We start from the raw sequence: 19,430 nt of genomic DNA on the forward strand, positions 1-19,430 counted from the left end.
GTGCTTTTTCCAAGAGAAACTTAAGGAATACGCTGGATGTATCCTTTTTTTTACGATAAAATATAGACTGTGTGTTTTTTTCACAAGACATGCACGTGAACGAATTTGAGAGGTTTGATATGAAATGAAATTACAAGAACTCCTTACATACTTTAAAAGTGAAAACAATGAACTGATAAACGAAAATCCGGAGATTACTTCCATTGAAATGGATTCAAGAGAAGTGAAAAAAGGGAGTCTTTTTGTCTGTATAAAAGGCTATACAGTAGATGGACATGATTACGCTGAAAAAGCAGTGAAAAGCGGGGCTGCAGCGATTGTAGCAGAACACCCACTTCACATAACAGATGTACCAGTCATTATTGTAAAACACTCTCAAAGAGCACTTGCAAGAATAGCAGATGCTTTTTACGAACAGCCAACTCATCAACTCAATCTAATTGGTATTACAGGAACGAACGGGAAAACGTCCACAACACACATGATTGAGCAAATCATGAGAAAAGCCGATAAAAAAACAGGTTTAATCGGTACGATGTATATGAAGGTAAACGATGAAATTCTCGAAGTGAAAAACACAACACCTGAGAGTGTCACCCTTCAGAAGACCTTTAAGCAGATGCTTGATCAAGACGTAGATACGGCCATTATGGAAGTATCATCACATGCTTTGCATCTTGGGCGTGTTCATGGATGTGATTATGATATTGCCGTCTTTACAAATCTTACCCAAGATCATTTGGACTACCACAACACAATGGAAGAATATAAACATGCAAAAAGCTTGCTCTTTTCCCAGCTCGGAAGTGCCTTTCAGCACGATAAGCCGAAGCATGCCATTTTAAATGCAGATGATGAAGCGTCTAGTTATTTTGAAAAAGTCACAGCTGCTGAAATTATGACGTATGGCTTAGAGCAAGAAGCAGATGTAATGGCAAAGAACATTCAAATCAAACCAAAGGGAACACAATTTGATTTGATTACCCCAATCGGCACAAAAAACGTGACGGTTGCCCTTATTGGAAAATTCAATGTGTATAACATTCTAGCAGCTGTATCAGTAGGAATTGTATCAGGCTTAACGTTTGAAACGATCGTTAGTGCCATTGAAGAACTTGAGGGAGTCAAAGGAAGATTCGAACTTGTGAATTTTGATCAAGACTTCCCAGTCATCGTTGATTATGCACACACACCTGACAGTTTAGAAAATGTACTGACTACGTGCAGAGAATTAACAGAAGGTAGAATTTTCTGTGTAGTTGGCTGCGGGGGCGACCGTGATAAAACCAAGCGCCCTCAGATGGCCCAAATCGCTGTGAAATATGCAGATGAGCCTGTTTTTACATCAGATAATCCAAGAAGTGAAGATCCATCAGCCATTTTGAAAGACATGGAAAATGGCGTGCCAAACGCCTATTATCACAGCTTTGTGAACCGGAAACAGGCCATCTTTTTTGCCATTGCCAATGCAAAAAAGGGCGATACAGTCTTAATAGCTGGAAAAGGGCATGAGACGTACCAAATCATTGGTGATCAAGTCTATGACTTTGATGATGCCAAGGTGGCAGCGGACGCTATTTTAGATCTAAACAAATCTTAAAAATGATGAAAAGAGTGTAATGAAATGAAGCATTTTGTACAAAAACAACATACGAAAGACACGAATGAATATCATAATAATGAATGCTATTTTCTAATGGAAAACGGCTTTGGAAATTCGGAAGGAGTAAAGAACAATGCTTGAACAGGTGATATTGTTTACAATCATAATGGGATTTTTAATCAGTGTTCTTTTATCCCCGATTTTTATTCCGTTTTTAAGAAGACTTAAATTTGGTCAAAGTATTAGAGAAGAAGGACCTCAGTCTCACCAAAAGAAATCTGGTACCCCAACAATGGGTGGAATTATGATTATCTTTTCTATTACAATTACAACGATCGTGATGATTAACAAATTCTCTGAGATTAGTCCAGAAATGTTTTTATTGTTATTTGTCACCCTTGGCTACGGATTATTAGGATTTTTAGATGATTATATTAAAGTAGCGATGAAGCGAAATCTTGGCTTAACATCGAAACAAAAACTGATCGGGCAAATTGTGATTGCTGTGATTTTCTATGCAGTCTTCCATTATTATGAGTTTGCAACGACTATTCGCATTCCAGGAACAGATGTCAGCTTTGACTTAGGATGGGCATACTTTATCCTCGTCGTTTTCATGCTTGTCGGTGGTTCTAATGCGGTAAACCTTACGGATGGACTTGATGGTTTATTATCTGGAACAGCTGCTATTGCATTCGGAGCTTTTGCTATATTGGCTTGGAATCAATCTCAGTATGATGTTGCGATCTTTTCGGTAGCAGTAGCAGGCGCTGTCCTTGGGTTCCTTGTCTTTAATGCGCATCCTGCAAAAGTATTTATGGGTGATACGGGATCGCTTGCTTTAGGCGGTGCCATCGTGGCCATTGCCATTTTAACGAAACTTGAGATTTTACTCGTCATTATTGGAGGAGTATTTGTTGTTGAAACGTTATCCGTTATCCTTCAAGTCATCTCCTTCAAAACAACTGGAAAAAGAATCTTTAAGATGAGCCCGCTTCACCACCACTATGAGTTAGTTGGCTGGTCTGAGTGGAGAGTAGTTGTCACCTTCTGGACAGCTGGTTTATTGCTTGCTGTTTTAGGAATTTACATCGAGGTGTGGTTATAATTGAATAGGATGCAAATGTTAAAAGACGAACATGTACTAGTACTAGGCCTTGCAAAAAGCGGATATGCGGCAGCCTCAATTCTTCACGAGCACGGAATAAACGTGACGGTCAATGACCAAAAAGCTTTTGAAGAAAACGAGCCTGCTCAGTTACTTTCTGAAAAGGGGATTGATGTCATTTGTGGCAGTCATCCTCTTCGTGTGTTCGACGATAAAGAAATTACGATTTTAATTAAGAACCCTGGAATTCCTTATGAGAATGTGATGGTCCAAGAGGCGCTTCGCCGAAAAATTCCAGTTTGGACTGAAATAGAATTGGCGTATCATTTGACCTCATCTCCTTTTATTGGGATTACCGGATCAAATGGAAAAACGACCACGACTACTTTGATTTATGAAATGTTGAAAAAAGACAGCCAAAAAACATTGGTAGCAGGTAATATCGGAACGGTCGCAAGTGAAGTTGCCGCGCGTGCAGCGGGCGATGAATGGATCGTAACTGAGCTCTCTTCATTTCAGTTAATGGGAACCGTTGAATTCAGACCTAAAATCAGCTTAATATTAAATATTTTTGACGCACATTTAGACTATCATCACACGCGTGAAGAATACGAAAAAGCAAAACAGAAAGTGTATGCACATCAACTGGAAGATGACATAGCTGTGGTTAACCTAGATGATCCATCTGTTGTCAAACTAGCAGAAGATTCGAAAGCGCAAAAAGTGTTTTTCTCAGTTAAAGAGCCGGTAGCACATGGAGCGTTTATTAAAGATGGTGCCATCTACTATATGAATGAACATGTCATTGACCTAAAGGATGTTGTTCTTCCTGGTGAGCATAACCAAGAAAATATTCTAGCAGCTATTTGTGTTGTAAAAAATGCAGGCTGCTCAAACGAAGCGATTGCACAAGTTCTTACTACATTTAGTGGAGTGAAGCATCGTTTGCAATTTGTGGAGACGATTCAAAATAGAAAATTTTATAATGACAGTAAAGCGACCAATATACTGGCAACAAGTAAAGCTTTGTCTGCCTTCAAGCAGCCGACCATTTTACTAGCAGGTGGACTGGATCGTGGCAATGAATTTGATGAATTAAAACCTTTTATGAAGAATGTAAAAGGAATGATAACATTTGGTGAGACTGCGCCTAAGTTTGTGAAGCTTGGTGAAGAGCTGGGAATACATCACGTAAAACATGTCGATAATGTTGAACAAGCAGTACCTGCGGCGTTTAGCATATCTGAAGAAGAAGACGTGATTTTATTGTCTCCGGCTTGTGCAAGTTGGGATCAGCATAAAACATTTGAAGAACGTGGAGACATGTTTGTAAACGCCGTGCATATGCTTAAATAAGGGCTTGTCTCTCATATGACTGACAGCCCAAATGAAATTATGCTTGGGGTGTCGGTCTCTTGACGAATAAGAAAACTTCTCCGGATTTTTTGCTTGTTGTCATTACGTTACTTTTATTGACGATTGGTTTAATTATGGTGTACAGCGCAAGTGCTGTGTGGGCATCGTATAAATTTGATGATTCGTTTTATTTTGCAAAAAGACAGCTTTTGTTTGCCGGAATCGGAGTTATCGCAATGTTTTTCATTATGCGGGTCGATTATTGGACGTGGCGGACTTGGTCAAAGATACTGATTGCAGTGTGTTTTCTCCTCCTCGTGCTTGTCTTGATTCCTGGTATCGGTATGGAGAGAAATGGTTCAAGAAGCTGGATTGGTGTCGGTGCGTTTAGTATTCAGCCCTCTGAATTTATGAAGCTTGCGATGATTGCGTTTCTTGCAAAATTCTTATCTGAAAAACAAAAGAATATCACATCCTTTCGTAAAGGTTTCGCCCCAGCACTAGGCATTGTGTTTTCTGCATTTGCCATCATTATGCTGCAGCCGGACCTAGGTACAGGAACGGTTATGGTTGGAACCTGTATTATTATGATATTTGTTTCAGGTGCGAGAATCGCTCACTTTATCTTTCTCGGTCTTTTAGGGCTTAGCGGATTTGCCGCACTTGTCTTATCAGCACCCTATCGAATAAAACGAATTACATCTTATTTAAATCCTTGGGAGGATCCACTTGGCAGCGGGTTTCAAATTATTCAATCCTTATACGCTGTCGGTCCAGGCGGTCTGTTTGGAATGGGGCTAGGTCAGAGTAGACAAAAATTCTTCTATTTGCCTGAGCCTCAAACAGACTTTATCTTTGCTATATTGTCTGAAGAACTTGGATTTATAGGTGGATCACTCATTTTGCTGCTCTTTAGTGTTCTATTGTGGAGAGGCATTAGAATAGCCCTCGGGGCACCAGATTTATATGGAAGTTTCTTGGCAGTGGGTATCATCTCAATGGTTGCCATTCAAGTAATGATTAATATCGCAGTTGTCACTGGTCTCATCCCTGTGACGGGCATCACACTCCCATTCTTAAGTTATGGCGGTTCATCACTGACATTAATGCTGATGGCAATTGGCGTACTTTTGAATGTAAGCAGATATGCTAGATATTAATGTGCTGATAGTTCATGAAACCATATAGACTTTTATTTTGCAAAAGTATGAAAAAATGATTTGAAGAGTGAAAATGGCAGTTTCTGTTTCGAAAACATGATGATTGACTCTTCTTTACAGGTTTTGACGGAGCCCTGTTGTTTAAAACAGGGTTTATACTTTGTTCAGAGCAGAAAAAAATTGAGGGGAAATGGTATAATGCGTATAGTTATTAGTGGAGGCGGAACAGGCGGGCATATTTATCCTGCTCTAGCTTTTATTAAAGAAGTGAAAAGACTGCATCCTGATGTGGAATTTTTATATATTGGCACTGAGAATGGGCTTGAAAAGAAAATTGTAGAAAGAGAAAATATCCCTTTTAAATCAATTGAAATTTCAGGTTTTAAAAGAAAGCTTTCGTTTGATAATGTAAAAACAGTGATGAGGTTTCTAAAGGGCGTCCAAAAAAGTAAATCTTATTTAAAAGAATTTAAGCCGGATGCTGTTATTGGAACAGGTGGTTATGTGTGTGGTCCAGTTGTTTATGCTGCGTCTAAGCTAAAAATCCCAACGATCATTCACGAACAAAATAGCCTGCCAGGCATCACAAATAAGTTTCTGGCACGGTATGTGAATAAAGTAGCCATCTGTTTTGAAGAAGCAAAGGAACACTTTCCTTCAGAAAAGGTTGTTTTTACGGGAAACCCAAGAGCCTCTGAAGTCGTCTCTATTAAAGAGGGAAAATCTCTTAAAGAGTTTGGGCTGGATGAGAAGAAAAAAACAGTTCTCATTTTTGGCGGGAGCAGAGGTGCAGCTCCAATCAATCGAGCAGTGATTGACATGCAAGATGAATTAAAGACAAAAAACTATCAGCTTTTATATATTACAGGTGAGGTTCATTATGAAAAAGTGCTGAACGAATTAAAAGAAAAAGGTGAAGCACCGAATATGATCACAAAGCCTTTCTTGCATCAAATGCCGGAGTATTTAAAATCAATTGATGTCATTGTTGCAAGAGCGGGAGCCACAACGATTGCTGAAGTGACGGCACTTGGAATTCCGACCATCTTCATTCCAAGTCCATACGTGACCGCAAATCATCAGGAAATTAACGCAAGATCACTTGAAAAACATGATGCTGCGATCGTTTTAAGAGAATCAGAGCTTTCTGGAGATCGCTTGCTTCATGCAATTGATGAAATTGCTGGTAATGACGAGAAACTACATCAAATGAGCCGTTTAACAAAAGAACTCGGAGTACCAGATGCGGCCACACGTTTATATAATGTGTTAAAAGAAATTACGACTTCATGATGAATGATATGAGGTAAGGCGGAGGGTAATATGGAGAACTTGAAGAATGAATTATTAGAAGCGCAAGTTGGTAAAGTACTTGAAAATGAACCGCTTGCAAATCATACGACAATGAAAATAGGCGGACCGGCCGATCTATTAGTCATCCCTAAAGATGTCGATGCTGTCAAAACAATTATGGATCAGGTGAAAAAACATGATACTCAATGGACGGTCATTGGAAGAGGGTCCAATTTACTTGTTCTTGATAAAGGAATTCGCGGGGTCGTTTTAAAGCTGGGTGCTGGGCTTGATCACTTAACTGTCAATGATGAAGAGATTACAGTTGGCGGAGGCTATTCAGTTGTAAGACTCGCGACGTCTCTTAGTAAGCAGGGGCTGTCAGGATTGGAATTCGCAGCTGGTATTCCAGGTTCTATTGGTGGCGCTGTTTATATGAACGCAGGGGCACATGGATCTGACATCAGCAAGATTCTTGTGAAAGCGAGAGTCTTATTTGAAGATGGAACGATCGAGTGGTTAACTAATGAGCAAATGAACTTTAGCTATCGAACTTCTGTGCTTCAAAAGGAGCGCCCTGGAATTGTTCTCGAAGCAGTGTTCAAGCTTAAACAGGACGAACGTGAGAAAATCACAAAGAAAATGCAGCAAAATAAAGATTATCGCAAGGAAACACAACCGTATAATAAACCATGCGCCGGCAGTATTTTCCGAAATCCATTACCTGAATATGCAGGACAGCTTGTAGAAAAGGCGAATTTAAAAGGATATCAGATTGGCGGCGCTAGAATTTCTGATATGCACGGAAACTTTATTGTCAACGCTGGTGGGGCGAAGGCTCAAGATGTGCTCGACTTAATTCAGTACATTCAAAAGAAAATCAAAGATGACTACAATGTAGAGATGCATACAGAAGTAGAAATTATTGGTGAAGCAAATTAAAGGCTACTACTTATGAATGATGGTATCACAGGAAAACAAACGGCATTTTTTCATGCCGTTTGTTTTCTAATCAATATGAGATAAAGAATGATCCAAAGGTGCGGACAAGCAGCTTTGAATGAGGTGAAGAGTATATATGCGGCCTGATCATGAAAATGAAAAGATCGTCAATATAGAAGAGCGAATCCCTAAAATTAAAGAACAAAGGAAGCAGAAAGCGAATCGGAGATTAATCTCTTTTATTTTGCTGTTTTTTATCATGGTTTTAATTATTGTCTATTTGCAAACACCAATCAGTAAAATTTCTTCTTTAACCATTACCGGTAATGAACATGTACCAACAAAACAGCTCGTTAAACTTTCGCAAATTAAAGAAGGCGAGACAGAGTTTTGGAATTTAAATAAAGATATGACAGCAGACCATATAAAGCAAAATAAATTGATTAAAAGTGTCAATATCAAAAAACATTTCCCTAATAAAGTCAGTATTGCTGTCAAAGAGTATGCAAATATTGCGTATCTGCAAAAGGGACATTTTTATTATGAGCTTCTTGAAAACGGGACGGCTTTGCCAGATGAAGTAACGCCAAGTCACGCAGGACCTATTTTTGTCGATTGGGACAATAAAGAGAAATTGAAGCAAACAGTGAGAGCTCTGAATCAACTGCCGGCTTCTATTCAGGAACTAATCTCAGAAGTATATTACGTACCGACTAGCTCCAATCAGTGGCTCGTTAAATTTTATATGAATGATGGAAACACCGTTATTGCATCAATTAAAACATTCGCAGATAAAATGACGACGTACCCTGCCATTGTCAAAGAGCTTTCGTCCTCTGAGAAAGGTACGATTCATATGGAAGTAGCTACGTATTTTGAAGCTTTTAAATCTAAGAAAAAGGAAGATGAACGTTGAGAGGCAAAACCGTCATATTCTCAATTGTAATGCTTGTTCTTGGATTTCTGATTTCTTTTTCATACCAATATACGAAGCAGCATCAAGCAGATGTCAATCGAACCGAACAATGGAAAAAAGAATATTCTTTGAAAAGTCAGCTAACAAAACAAGAAAAGGCGAATCAAAAACTTGAAAAAGAACTTTATCGTCTTCAATCAAAAGTCCAAGAAACAGAGTTTGGTTTGAAAAATGAAAAAGAGCAGTATTTTAATGTTTTGGAAGATGTTGAGAAATACAGAATGTTTACAGGAGAAATAGGTGTAAAAGGGAAAGGGGTAAAAGTATCTCTTGAAGATGCATCTTATATCCCGAGTGGACAAAATGTCAATAATTACATTGTGCATGAGAGCCACATTTTCCATGTGATAAACGAACTATTTATATCAGGGGCATCTGCTGTAGCTATAAACGGACAAAGAATCACACACCAATCATACATACATTGTAACGGTCCAGTCGTCACGGTTGATGGTGTTCAACATCCAGCACCATTTGTCATTTCTGCTATTGGAGATCCAGCTGTTTTAATTCCTGCATTAAACATTGCAGGCGGGGTGGTTGATCAGCTGACAAGTGATCATATTTCCATGACGATTGAAAAGAAGGATATTCGTATGAATCCTCTTCTAAGAAACAAAGATTAAATGTGAAAAGGTGAGTGGTGTTGAGGAAAAAGAAGCCATTACTTAGTTTGACAGTCCTGATGGTCATATTTGGCATCATGGTCTCCATCCAGTTTAACTCTCTACAAAAGCCTAAAGTTCGCGATACTCGAGACGTTTGGGAATTAAGAGAGGATTTATCTGCATCTAAAAGTAAGGAACTGGATTTATTGAAAGAAATTGATAAATATGATGAAATGCTAAAAAAGTATGGCAACCAAGAAGATCAATCCAAAGAAGCACAATTAACAAAAACGTTGAAGGATTTGAAAGAAAAGGCTGGTTTTACAGAGGTAACGGGTGAAGGAGTTGAAATAGAAATTACTCAGCTTTTTTCTAAGGAACTTACCGGAGAAGAAGTCAAAAATATACCACCTGATCTTCTGAAAAAATTAATCAACGAAGCCAATATGTTTGGGGCAAAACATATTTCCATTAATGAACACCGGGTGATTAACACCAGTGTTATTCGAGATATTAATGGTACGACGAAAATGGATGGTTACAGCATAGATGGTGATACAGTCACGATTAAGATGGTCAGCGAGCAGGCCGATAAATTATACAGCCGTTTAAATGTATCAGATATTGGTGATTTGTTTGCTCAGGAAAATTTCAGTTTGAGTATTAGACCGCCGAAGAAAAACATTCATTTAAAAGCATTTGACGGTACAATTCAGTTAAATGAATTGAAGCCTCTTGACGATGTAAAGGAGGGAAAATCTTAATGTGGCTTCCTGTACTTGGTCTAATCATAGGAGTTGCGATCGGTTTCTTAACGAATTTTACGATACCGAATGAGTATTCTAACTATCTTTCCCTCGCTGTACTTGCTGCGCTTGATACATTGATTGGTGGAATCAGAGCACATCTGCAAGGGGCATACGATGAACTAGTGTTTGTATCAGGTTTCTTCTTTAATATTATACTCGCAATAAGTTTAGCTTTTCTGGGCGTCCATCTTGGTGTAGACTTGTATTTAGTCGGAATGTTTGCATTCGGTGTTAGATTGTTTCAAAATATCGCCGTTATTCGAAGAATTCTACTAACAAAATGGACAATTTCTAGAGAAAAAAAGAAAAAAAGTGAGTCATAAAAAAGGATATACATATGATGTAACGAATATTTTCAGTAATCCTAATAAAAAATGTTGATTTTTTAAGTTTTGTTACACACTTGTAAAAACACATTCATTGTATTGTTGTTCAGCAAATAATAGAATAGAAAGTATTGATATGTGAGGAGGTGCCATAGAATGAACAACAATGAAATTTACGTCAGCCTTGACATCGGTACATCCAATATAAAAGTCATCGTCGGAGAAATGGCGGATGATTCGCTTAACATTATAGGTGTTGGAAATGTCCCTTCAGAGGGGTTAAAAAAAGGATCGATTGTTGATATAGATGAAACAGTTCATTCTATTAGACAAGCATTTGAACAGGCTGAGAGAATGGTAGGTTTTCCTTTACAAAAGGCGATAGTCGGAATTAACGGAAACCACATTCATATTCAAAATACGAGCGGCGTGGTCGCAGTGTCTAGTGAAAATAAAGAAATACATGCTGAAGATGTGAGACGTGTCTTGGATGCTGCACAGGTAGTATCTATTCCGCAAGAACATCTCGTAGTAGACGTCATTCCGAGACAATTTATCGTCGACGGAAGAGATGAGATCACAGATCCGAAAAAAATGCTAGGTGTACGGCTAGAAGTGGATGGATCGTTAATCACAGGTTCTAAAACGATTCTACATAACTGGCTCCGATGTGTAGAGCGGGCTGGTATTGAAATTATGGATATTTGCTTGCAGCCACTCGCATCGGGTTCAGCAGCGTTATCGAAAGATGAAAAAAATCTAGGGGTAGCTCTTGTCGATATTGGCGGCGGCTCTACCACGATATCCGTATTTGAAAACGGGCATCTCTATTCTACTCACAGTATCCCATTGGGCGGAGAGAACATTACAAAAGATTTGTCTATAGGACTTAGAACTTCCACTGAAGAAGCTGAACGAATCAAAAAGCAATTTGGGCATGCATTCTATGATGAGGCATCGTCTGAGGAGACATTTGAAGTTTCCGTCATCGGTACGGACCAAAAGCAGACGTATACACAACTTGAAGCAGCCAATATCATCGAAGCGCGATTGGAAGAGATTCTGCTTTTTGTGGCAGAGGAATTACGCAATATGGGTGTCCATGATTTGCCTGGCGGATTCGTTCTAACAGGTGGACAGGCAGCTATACCAGGTATCCTTTCTCTGGCACAAACGGTCCTACAAAACAATGTAAGAATCGCAAGTCCTAATTATATTGGGGTCAGGGAACCTCAATATATGACAGGAGTGGGCTTGATCCATTTTGCTTATCGCAATGCAAAGATTCAGGGCAGACAGGTTGGATTCCAAATGCCAGATGAAGCATTTCATGAAGTAGGCGCGTCCATGGAGCCGGTTTCTTCTACACCACAAGTAAAAGAAGCTCAGCCAAGACCGAAAGTGAAACAAAAAGCGCAACAAGAGACAAATAAAAAACCGGGCAAAATGAAAAAACTATTTAATATGTTCTGGGAATAGAACTAGATTTTCGACGGATTAGGAGGATTCAGCATGTTGGAGTTTGAAACAAATATAGACGGCCTAGCATCAATTAAAGTAATCGGTGTAGGTGGCGGCGGAAATAACGCTGTCAACCGAATGATTGAAAATGACGTACAGGGTGTCGATTTTATTGCAGTGAATACAGATGCACAGGCGTTAAACTTATCAAAAGCAGAAACAAAAATGCAAATCGGTGCTAAGCTGACAAGAGGGCTTGGAGCAGGTGCGAATCCTGAAGTCGGTAAAAAAGCTGCTGAAGAAAGCAAAGAACAAATTGAAGAAGTCCTAAAAGGCGCTGACATGGTCTTTGTGACAGCCGGTATGGGCGGTGGAACTGGTACGGGTGCTGCACCTGTCATTGCGAAAATCGCAAAAGATTCTGGAGCCTTGACAGTTGGAGTTGTGACTCGTCCTTTCACATTTGAAGGAAGAAAGCGTCAGCTTCAAGCAGTTGAAGGGATTGCTTCTATGAAAGAAGCAGTTGATACGTTAATCGTGATTCCAAACGATCGCCTGCTTGAAATTGTCGATAAAAACACGCCAATGCTTGAAGCATTCCGTGCAGCAGATAACGTGTTAAGACAAGGTGTTCAAGGGATCTCAGATCTCATTGCAACACCAGGTTTAATTAACCTTGACTTTGCTGACGTGAAAACGATCATGTCTAACAAAGGTTCAGCTCTTATGGGAATTGGTGTCGCAACAGGCGAAAACCGTGCTGCTGAAGCAGCGAAAAAAGCCATTTCTTCACCACTTCTTGAAACAGCGATTGATGGAGCACAAGGTGTTATCATGAATATTACTGGTGGTACGAACCTTAGTCTTTATGAGGTACAAGAAGCAGCGGATATTGTTGCATCAGCCTCTGATGAAGATGTCAACATGATCTTTGGATCTGTCATTAATGATAACTTGAAGGATGAAATTGTGGTCACAGTCATCGCAACCGGTTTTATTGAGCAAGAGCCCGAAGTGACAAAACCTCAAAGAAATCCATTAGGACAAGGATTAAAGCAAAATCAATCCATTCCACAAAAGCGTGAAGTAAAACGTGAGGAACATCAGCAAACATCATCACAACCAAGACAAAATACACAGTCAAGTGATGATACATTGGATATCCCAACGTTCTTACGTAACCGCAATAAACGATAAGCAAGCACGATTCAACCCCTTCCTTTGGAAGGGGTTTTTTTATGTCTGCATGGTGAGAAGATCCTGAGCCTGATTGATATAAAAGTCTTGTTTCTGTGTGTTATTTGGAACTATTGTATGTGTTTTGGCTTGAGTCTCTTAAGTCAAAAGAATCATTTTTAATTTCCTTTACAAAAAACGACAAAATGTTGAAGTTTATTTGACTACATTAATGAGAACACCAAGAAACTTGTCATGATCAAAAAGAAGGGGGAGGGGCAGGATACACACTGTTTGACCATTTGAGGAGGAGGGATTTTATTGAAAGTGAAGTTTCGCAAAACCGCCGTCTATCGTTTCATAAGTCTTTTGGTGATTGGTACTTTAACGATGACAAGCTTTGGGATGGTTCAAGCAAAATCGACTTCTACCTCATATCAGGAGGAAGCCGTTTCCTCTAAGACTACAAAAGCCAAGATTTCTTCGAGATTAAAGAAGCAATTTCAAAAGGAAGATAAGGTGACCTTCTTAGTCAAAATGAAGGAACAAACGAATGTACAAAAAGTAGCAAAAGAAGCTGTATCAAAAGCAAAAAAACAAAAATTAACTGCGGCTAAAACGCAGTACACAAAAAGATCAGCCGTTGTATCTGAGCTGAGAGCAACATCTGATGAAACGCAGCAAGCGCTCCTAGCGTATTTACAAAAGGAAAAAAAGAATAAGCAAGTGAAAGATATTCATTCCTACTATATTGTGAATGGTCTAGCTGTGACGGCAACAAAAGAAGTGATGGAAAAGGTTGCTTCTTTTCCAGAAGTAGCTCAAGTGCTGCCGAATGAAACTCGTCAACTTCATCGTCCTGTTGATTTGAAGCATGCTAAGCCAAACAAACAAATCAAAGCAGTAGATGGAATCGAATGGAATATTGCTCAGGTGCATGCACCAGAAGCGTGGGATTTAGGCTATGACGGGACCGGAACCGTTGTGGCAAGTATTGATACAGGTGTCGAATGGGATCATCCTGCGCTAAAAGAAAAATACCGCGGGTTTGATCCTGCTCGTCCGAACGAACCATCTCATGAACTGAATTGGTATGATGCCACGACAGGCTCTGAAGTCCCTTATGATGACTTGGAGCACGGGACCCATGTGACAGGCACAATGGTTGGTTCTGAGCCAGATGGAAAAAATCAAATTGGGGTCGCACCGGGAGCAGAATGGATTGCAGTGAAAGCTTTTTCAGAAGATGGCGGTACAGATGCTGATCTGTTAGATGCCGGTGAGTGGATTTTAGCCCCGAAAGATCAAAACGGAAATCCTCACCCAGAAAAGGCACCCGATGTTGTGAATAATTCGTGGGGCGGTGGGCCGGGTCTTGATGATTGGTATAAAGATGTAGTGAATGCTTGGAGAGCAGCAGACATCTTTCCAGAATTTTCAGCCGGTAATACCGATTTATTCAATCCAGGTGGTGCGGGTTCGATTGCAAATCCTGCTAACTATCAAGAAGCCTTTGCTACAGGCGCAACAGATCATGACAACAAGTTAGGGTCTTTCTCCCTTCAGGGTCCTTCTCCATATGGCGTAATGAAACCAGATATTGCGGCTCCGGGAGTAAACATTCGTTCTTCGATCCCGGGAAAAGGATATGAGGATGGGTGGAATGGTACATCGATGGCAGGTCCGCATGTCTCAGCTGTTGTTCTTCTTCTTCGCCAAGTGCAATCAGACCTTTCTGTTGATGAAATTCAGCAAATTCTCATTGAGACAGCGAAACCACTGACAGATCAGCAATTTCCTGAATCCCCTAACAACGGTTATGGGGCAGGGTTAGTTGATGCAAGAGAGGCGATTACTGCTTTAACCAATGGAATCGGTACGATTGAAGGTCAGGTGACAAAAGAAGGAGAAGATACAGAACCACCTGTTTTTTCACATAAAGGTCCGAATGAAATTTTTGCTGCAACGCCAACCCCATTAACCATCACTGCAGAAGATGGGATAGCAGTGACAAATGTTTCTTTGACTTACCGAGTAGATCAAGGTGAGTGGGAGACGTTGCAAGCCAACCGCACGGATGGAAATCATTTAAAAGGAACCTATACGGTGCAGCTCCCTGAACTTGAGGGGGAAAACGTGACATACCGATGGATTGTGAAAGATTTTGGAGAAAATGAAGCGGCATCAGATTCTTATACACTTCCAATTAAAACATCCATCACCACTGGCTACTCACAAGATTTTGAAGCATGGCCAAGTGGATGGTTCAGTGGTGGAACAAAAGATCCGTGGCAGTGGGGAAAACCGTCCACAGGTCCAAAACAAGCATTTAGCGGGGAACATGTCTATGCCACCAATTTAGACAGTCCTTATGAAAATAAAACGGACGCCAATTTGTCTATGCCGCTCATTGCTGTACCAGATTCAGGTTCTTCCTACCTGCAATATCAATACTGGCATGATCTCGAAGCCAATTATGATTATGTGCATGTCTATGTACAGCCAGAGGGTGAAGACGCTGTTCAAGCGACAGCTTATACGGGGAAAACAAATGCGTGGACAGCAGGCGAAGTTGATTTATCTGCTTATAAAGGTCAAAAAGTGAGAGTCTTGTTTCAGATAAGAACAGATGGCAGTGTCACAAAAGATGGCTTTTATTTAGATGATGTGAAAATCACAGATGAGGCATTGTCTCAACAAGCCAAGAACCAGTTGGGTGTGATCAAAAAAGAAAAATCCACAAGCCAGAATAAGAAATCAGTTGATCCAAAAAAGGCAAAGCCTGCTAAAGTAAAAAATAAACATGTACACATTCAAAAGCAAAACAGTCATGATGCTCCGTCTATTCAAGCTCTTCCAATGAGAGCGCAAATCAGTGTTCTAGAAAGCGGAAAATCAACTTCCACCGATGAAGCGACAGGGAAATATCAGCTGTCTCAAGGAGCAGGAGAATGGACAGTGAAAGCGGAAGCTTACGGCTTTGAATCACGGTCCCAAAAAGTCAAAGTGGCATCAAAAGAAACTGCAGAAGCGAATTTCTCCTTACAGCCGCTAGAGAAACGAACGATCTCCGGCACGGTCGTCAATGAAACAACTGGTGAAAAGGTGAAGAATGCAACTGTTTATCTTGTGGAGGACGCAAAAATTGAGCCGGTGAAAACAGATGAATCCGGTGAATTTTCTCTAGAGGCATTAAGTGGTGTCTATACAGTCAAAATTTTTGCAAAAGGGTTTAAAGGCTATACGTTTACAGCGGATGTGACGGAAAAGCCACTTGAAAAGTCAGTGAAACTTGAGCCTTTTATCGGTTTTCCGGGGGAGATTGGCTACGATGATGGAACGGCTGAGAATGCACGGGCTTTCTACGATCCTGGCAATGGCTGGGCTGTGAAGTTTTCATTAGAAAAAGGAAAGAAACAAGCACAAGTCACAGGTGGTCTTTTCCGGTTTTGGACATCAGAATGGCCAGCTCCTGGAGGCGATGAATTTGCTGTTGAAGTATATGATGCTTCTGGGAAGGGTGGCGCACCAGGTGAGAAAATCGCAGGACCTTTAAAAGCAAATGCGCTGCGTAATGGTGAATGGACAAAAGTAGATTTAGAAGATCAAGCCATTACAGTGGATGGCGATTTCTATCTTGTTTATATTCAAACGAAAAAGAATACCGAATCTCCGGGACTTGCCACAGATGAAGATGGCCCTAATGCTGAAAGAAGCTGGCAGCTGACGAGCGGTGCTTTTTCTCCTTCTCCGAAAGAAGAGGGGAATTATATGATTCGTGCGCTCGTAAACTATGAAGCAGATGTACCAGAAATCACTTCTCCAAAGGAAGGAACCATTACAAATCAAGGTGAATTGACGATTGAAGGCACGGCCTCTCCGGGTCTCGATGTGGCCATTTATCAAAATGATGAAGAGGTGGCCAAAGTCAAATCAGATGAGTCGGGTACTTTCAAAGAAAATGTATCTGTTCCAAGTGGAGAGCATGTCTTCACGGCGGCGACTGTAACGGATAAAGGCTCAACAAAACATTCCAAGCCAGTCAAGGTGATCATCGATCAAACAGCACCGACATTGACCATTGATACACCGAAAAAAGGCGACAAGTCTAATAGAGAATCACTCACGGTAGAAGGGAAAGTAGCGGATGATTATCTAGACCAAGTCACAGTCAATGGAAAAAAAGCGAACGTAAAGGATGGGGCATATTCTGCAAGGGTGCTACTTGAAAATGGGAAAAATACAATCAAAGTGACAGCAAAAGATGCGGCTGGAAACAAAACGACTAAAAAGGTCGACATCGATGTACAATATGATGCACCTGTCATTTCTGAATTAACGCCAAAAGACAATATGAATCTATCATCAGGTGAATCGGTTAAGATTTCATTTAAAAGCAGGGAAAAGCTAGATGCCACCTTTGTTCTTCATATGCCGCTGACAAATGCTAGATCAAAACTTCAAAACACAACTGAACTGCCGATTCGTGAAGTAGCACCGGGAACGTATGAAGGCTACTGGACGGCGACATCTATTGCAAAAGCAAAAGGTGCAGTGATTGAAGTCATTGTCAAAGATGATTATGGAAATGTCACAAGACAGAAGGCAGAAGGAACACTCACCATCAATGAGAAAGAATGACAGCGAAAAAGACACGACTCTTCGGAGCGTGTCTTTTTTTGTGCAATTGATAGAGGAGACACATGTCCAACAAATCATTCTGATGTTCTCTCTGTCTCATACGTCGACAAAAACGATAACAATCCACCAAAAGTTCTCTATCATCCCCTACAAGAATTGACAGACTTCCATCCGATGACTGTTTTATACTGGTACAAACAAGTGCAAGTACTGCTTTTGATTCTTTGTTTCAGATGAAAGGAGCAGAAGGTGGTCATTTATTTAGATGTCATTTGGCTGTTAAACTTTTGTTTTGATCTATTGCTGCTCTTACTCACGGCATTTATTCTCAAACGACAAGTGAAAAAAAGGCGATATATGTTAGGAGCTCTCATTGGATCGAGCATTGTTCTCTTGCTCTTTACGCCATTTGCAATGATTGTGTCGCACCCTTTAGGCAAACTGCTTTTTTCTGTCTTGATCGTGCTTGGAACCTTTGGCTTTCAAAGATTTCGTTCCTTTTTTCAAAATCTGTTTGCTTTTTACTTTGTCACATTTTTGATGGGAGGGGGCATGATCGGGGTTCATTCGTTTTTGCAGACAAATACAGTTATTCAAGATGGACTGCTTATTTCACAAAATGATGGATTTGGTGATCCCATTAGCTGGCTTTTTGTTCTCACTGGCTTTCCGGCCATTTGGCTGTTTTCAAAGAAACGATTAGGAGAGGTTGGTGCGAAAAAAAGACAATATGACGAACAAGTACTTGTGGAGATCCACATTCAAGGAGAAACGATCCGCTTAAATGGTCTGGTCGATTCTGGAAATCAGCTGTATGATCCATTGACGAAAACACCTGTCATGATCGCCCAGCTCGATCAGCTCACATCTATTTTCGGAGAGCCATTTATAGAAAAAATGAAACAGTTTCATCCTGTTGAAGTGATGCAAAAGCTCGATGACCATTTTCCGCTGCTTGATCGTTTAAGACTTGTTCCGTATCGCGCAGTCGGTCATGATCACGGGTTTCTACTATGCTTTAAACCAGATACGGTCGTCCTTTATACAAAAACGCATATGATCCAGCCAGCGAAGTGTTTTGTTGGGATGAGTCTAAGTGGATTATCAGCAGATCAGGAATTTCAATCCATCATTCATCCAGAGATGTTAGACGGAAAAATGATACAAGGGGTGTCGTAGTTTTTTTGTGATGTCTTTTATCTTACGAAGTCAACTGGACATTTAGAAGGGAGAAGAAGATGAAAAAATTAAAATTTAAACTCACTTACTACTGGTATAAACTCCTCATGAAGCTAGGGCTAAAGAGTGATGAGATTTATTATATTGGTGGAAGTGAGGCACTGCCTCCGCCATTATCAAAGGATGAAGAACAAGAATTGCTCGTTAAATTACCTAAAGGTGATCAAACAGCAAGAGCCATTTTGATCGAAAGAAATTTGCGATTGGTCGTTTATATCGCAAGAAAATTTGAAAACACAGGCATTAACATTGAGGATTTGATTAGTATCGGAACGATAGGCCTCATCAAGGCAGTAAATACGTTCAATCCAGAAAAAAAGATCAAACTGGCCACATATGCGTCTAGATGTATTGAAAATGAAATTTTGATGTATTTGCGCCGAAATAATAAAATCCGTTCAGAAGTATCCTTTGATGAACCGCTTAACATCGACTGGGACGGTAATGAACTGCTTTTATCAGATGTACTTGGGACAGATGATGATATTATCACCCGCGATATTGAAGCAAATGTCGATAAAAAATTACTGAAAAAAGCGTTAGAACAATTAAACGATCGTGAAAAACAGATCATGGAACTGAGGTTCGGTTTAGTTGGCGGTGAAGAAAAAACACAAAAAGATGTTGCCGACATGCTTGGTATTTCTCAGTCCTATATTTCAAGGCTCGAAAAAAGAATTATTAAACGATTGCAAAAAGAATTTAATAAGATGGTCTAAAAAAATTTTTTTG

The 19,430-nt window shown here is 40.1% G+C and carries 15 protein-coding genes; all 15 read left to right on the forward strand.

Translation table 11 applies throughout. From position 1 onward, the window contains the following. Positions 1-124 precede the first annotated feature (124 nt). The 15 genes from KVT11_RS03385 to sigE all read left to right on the forward strand — a co-directional run bounded on the left by KVT11_RS03385 (position 125) and on the right by sigE (position 19,417). Positions 125-1,600, forward strand: coding sequence for a UDP-N-acetylmuramoyl-L-alanyl-D-glutamate--2,6-diaminopimelate ligase (locus tag KVT11_RS03385; protein ID WP_007499773.1), 1,476 nt, complete (start codon positions 125-127; stop codon positions 1,598-1,600). A gap of 136 nt (positions 1,601-1,736) precedes the next feature. Then, positions 1,737-2,711 (forward strand): phospho-N-acetylmuramoyl-pentapeptide-transferase, encoded by a 975-nt coding sequence (mraY, locus tag KVT11_RS03390; RefSeq protein WP_007499771.1) that lies wholly within the window; start codon positions 1,737-1,739, stop codon positions 2,709-2,711. Positions 2,712-2,720: 9 nt separating this feature from the next. Next, positions 2,721-4,067 carry a UDP-N-acetylmuramoyl-L-alanine--D-glutamate ligase gene (gene murD / locus KVT11_RS03395; RefSeq protein WP_370648319.1) on the forward strand — a complete coding sequence of 449 codons (1,347 nt, stop codon included), beginning with the start codon at positions 2,721-2,723 and terminating at the stop codon, positions 4,065-4,067. Positions 4,068-4,126: 59 nt separating this feature from the next. Continuing rightward, complete coding sequence (spoVE, locus tag KVT11_RS03400) at positions 4,127-5,227, forward strand: stage V sporulation protein E (protein WP_007499768.1); 1,101 nt, start codon at positions 4,127-4,129, stop codon at positions 5,225-5,227. Between the two features lie 198 nt (positions 5,228-5,425). Beyond that, positions 5,426-6,520, forward strand: coding sequence for an undecaprenyldiphospho-muramoylpentapeptide beta-N-acetylglucosaminyltransferase (murG, locus tag KVT11_RS03405; RefSeq protein ID WP_017359363.1), 1,095 nt, complete (start codon positions 5,426-5,428; stop codon positions 6,518-6,520). A 30-nt stretch (positions 6,521-6,550) separates the two neighbouring features. Continuing rightward, entirely contained in the window at positions 6,551-7,462 is a 912-nt protein-coding gene (gene murB / locus KVT11_RS03410) for a UDP-N-acetylmuramate dehydrogenase (protein ID WP_007499764.1), read from the forward strand. Between the two features lie 136 nt (positions 7,463-7,598). Then, entirely contained in the window at positions 7,599-8,378 is a 780-nt protein-coding gene (locus KVT11_RS03415; protein ID WP_035392138.1) for a cell division protein FtsQ/DivIB, read from the forward strand. Then, entirely contained in the window at positions 8,375-9,064 is a 690-nt protein-coding gene (locus tag KVT11_RS03420; RefSeq protein ID WP_035392136.1) for a DUF881 domain-containing protein, read from the forward strand. The genes KVT11_RS03415 and KVT11_RS03420 overlap by 4 nt, the downstream gene beginning before the upstream one ends. A 20-nt stretch (positions 9,065-9,084) precedes the next feature. Next, entirely contained in the window at positions 9,085-9,810 is a 726-nt protein-coding gene (locus KVT11_RS03425) for a DUF881 domain-containing protein (protein WP_025207297.1), read from the forward strand. Then, entirely contained in the window at positions 9,810-10,178 is a 369-nt protein-coding gene (locus KVT11_RS03430; RefSeq protein ID WP_003210988.1) for a small basic family protein, read from the forward strand. The genes KVT11_RS03425 and KVT11_RS03430 overlap by 1 nt, the downstream gene beginning before the upstream one ends. 159 nt (positions 10,179-10,337) lie before the next feature. Continuing rightward, a complete protein-coding gene (ftsA, locus tag KVT11_RS03435) occupies positions 10,338-11,660 on the forward strand; it encodes a cell division protein FtsA (protein WP_007499754.1) in 1,323 nt (440 codons plus the stop codon). 33 nt (positions 11,661-11,693) lie between these two features. Then, entirely contained in the window at positions 11,694-12,839 is a 1,146-nt protein-coding gene (gene ftsZ / locus KVT11_RS03440; RefSeq protein WP_007499752.1) for a cell division protein FtsZ, read from the forward strand. A gap of 300 nt (positions 12,840-13,139) precedes the next feature. Further along, complete coding sequence (locus KVT11_RS03445; protein WP_210552425.1) at positions 13,140-17,459, forward strand: S8 family peptidase; 4,320 nt, start codon at positions 13,140-13,142, stop codon at positions 17,457-17,459. Positions 17,460-17,708: 249 nt separating this feature from the next. Further along, positions 17,709-18,638 carry a sigma-E processing peptidase SpoIIGA gene (spoIIGA, locus tag KVT11_RS03450; protein WP_017359360.1) on the forward strand — a complete coding sequence of 310 codons (930 nt, stop codon included), beginning with the start codon at positions 17,709-17,711 and terminating at the stop codon, positions 18,636-18,638. 59 nt (positions 18,639-18,697) lie between these two features. Next, positions 18,698-19,417, forward strand: coding sequence for an RNA polymerase sporulation sigma factor SigE (gene sigE / locus KVT11_RS03455; protein ID WP_007499746.1), 720 nt, complete (start codon positions 18,698-18,700; stop codon positions 19,415-19,417). The last annotated feature ends 13 nt before the right edge of the window (positions 19,418-19,430 follow it).

It is taken from the genome of Bacillus sp. GbtcB10, from assembly GCF_019091365.1.
GTDB classification, from domain to species: domain Bacteria; phylum Bacillota; class Bacilli; order Bacillales; family Bacillaceae; genus Bacillus; species Bacillus altitudinis.

What these genes read in the sequence shown, in the direction of transcription:
- KVT11_RS03385 (WP_007499773.1), top strand. Translation starts at nt 125, where the DNA reads ATGAAATTACAAGAACTCCTTACATACTTTAAAAGTGAAAACAATGAA.
- mraY (WP_007499771.1), top strand. Translation starts at nt 1,737, where the DNA reads ATGCTTGAACAGGTGATATTGTTTACAATCATAATGGGATTTTTAATC.
- murD (WP_370648319.1), top strand. Translation starts at nt 2,721, where the DNA reads ATGCAAATGTTAAAAGACGAACATGTACTAGTACTAGGCCTTGCAAAA.
- murG (WP_017359363.1), top strand. Translation starts at nt 5,426, where the DNA reads ATGCGTATAGTTATTAGTGGAGGCGGAACAGGCGGGCATATTTATCCT.
- murB (WP_007499764.1), top strand. Translation starts at nt 6,551, where the DNA reads ATGGAGAACTTGAAGAATGAATTATTAGAAGCGCAAGTTGGTAAAGTA.
- KVT11_RS03415 (WP_035392138.1), top strand. Translation starts at nt 7,599, where the DNA reads ATGCGGCCTGATCATGAAAATGAAAAGATCGTCAATATAGAAGAGCGA.
- KVT11_RS03430 (WP_003210988.1), top strand. Translation starts at nt 9,810, where the DNA reads ATGTGGCTTCCTGTACTTGGTCTAATCATAGGAGTTGCGATCGGTTTC.
- ftsA (WP_007499754.1), top strand. Translation starts at nt 10,338, where the DNA reads ATGAACAACAATGAAATTTACGTCAGCCTTGACATCGGTACATCCAAT.
- ftsZ (WP_007499752.1), top strand. Translation starts at nt 11,694, where the DNA reads ATGTTGGAGTTTGAAACAAATATAGACGGCCTAGCATCAATTAAAGTA.
- sigE (WP_007499746.1), top strand. Translation starts at nt 18,698, where the DNA reads ATGAAAAAATTAAAATTTAAACTCACTTACTACTGGTATAAACTCCTC.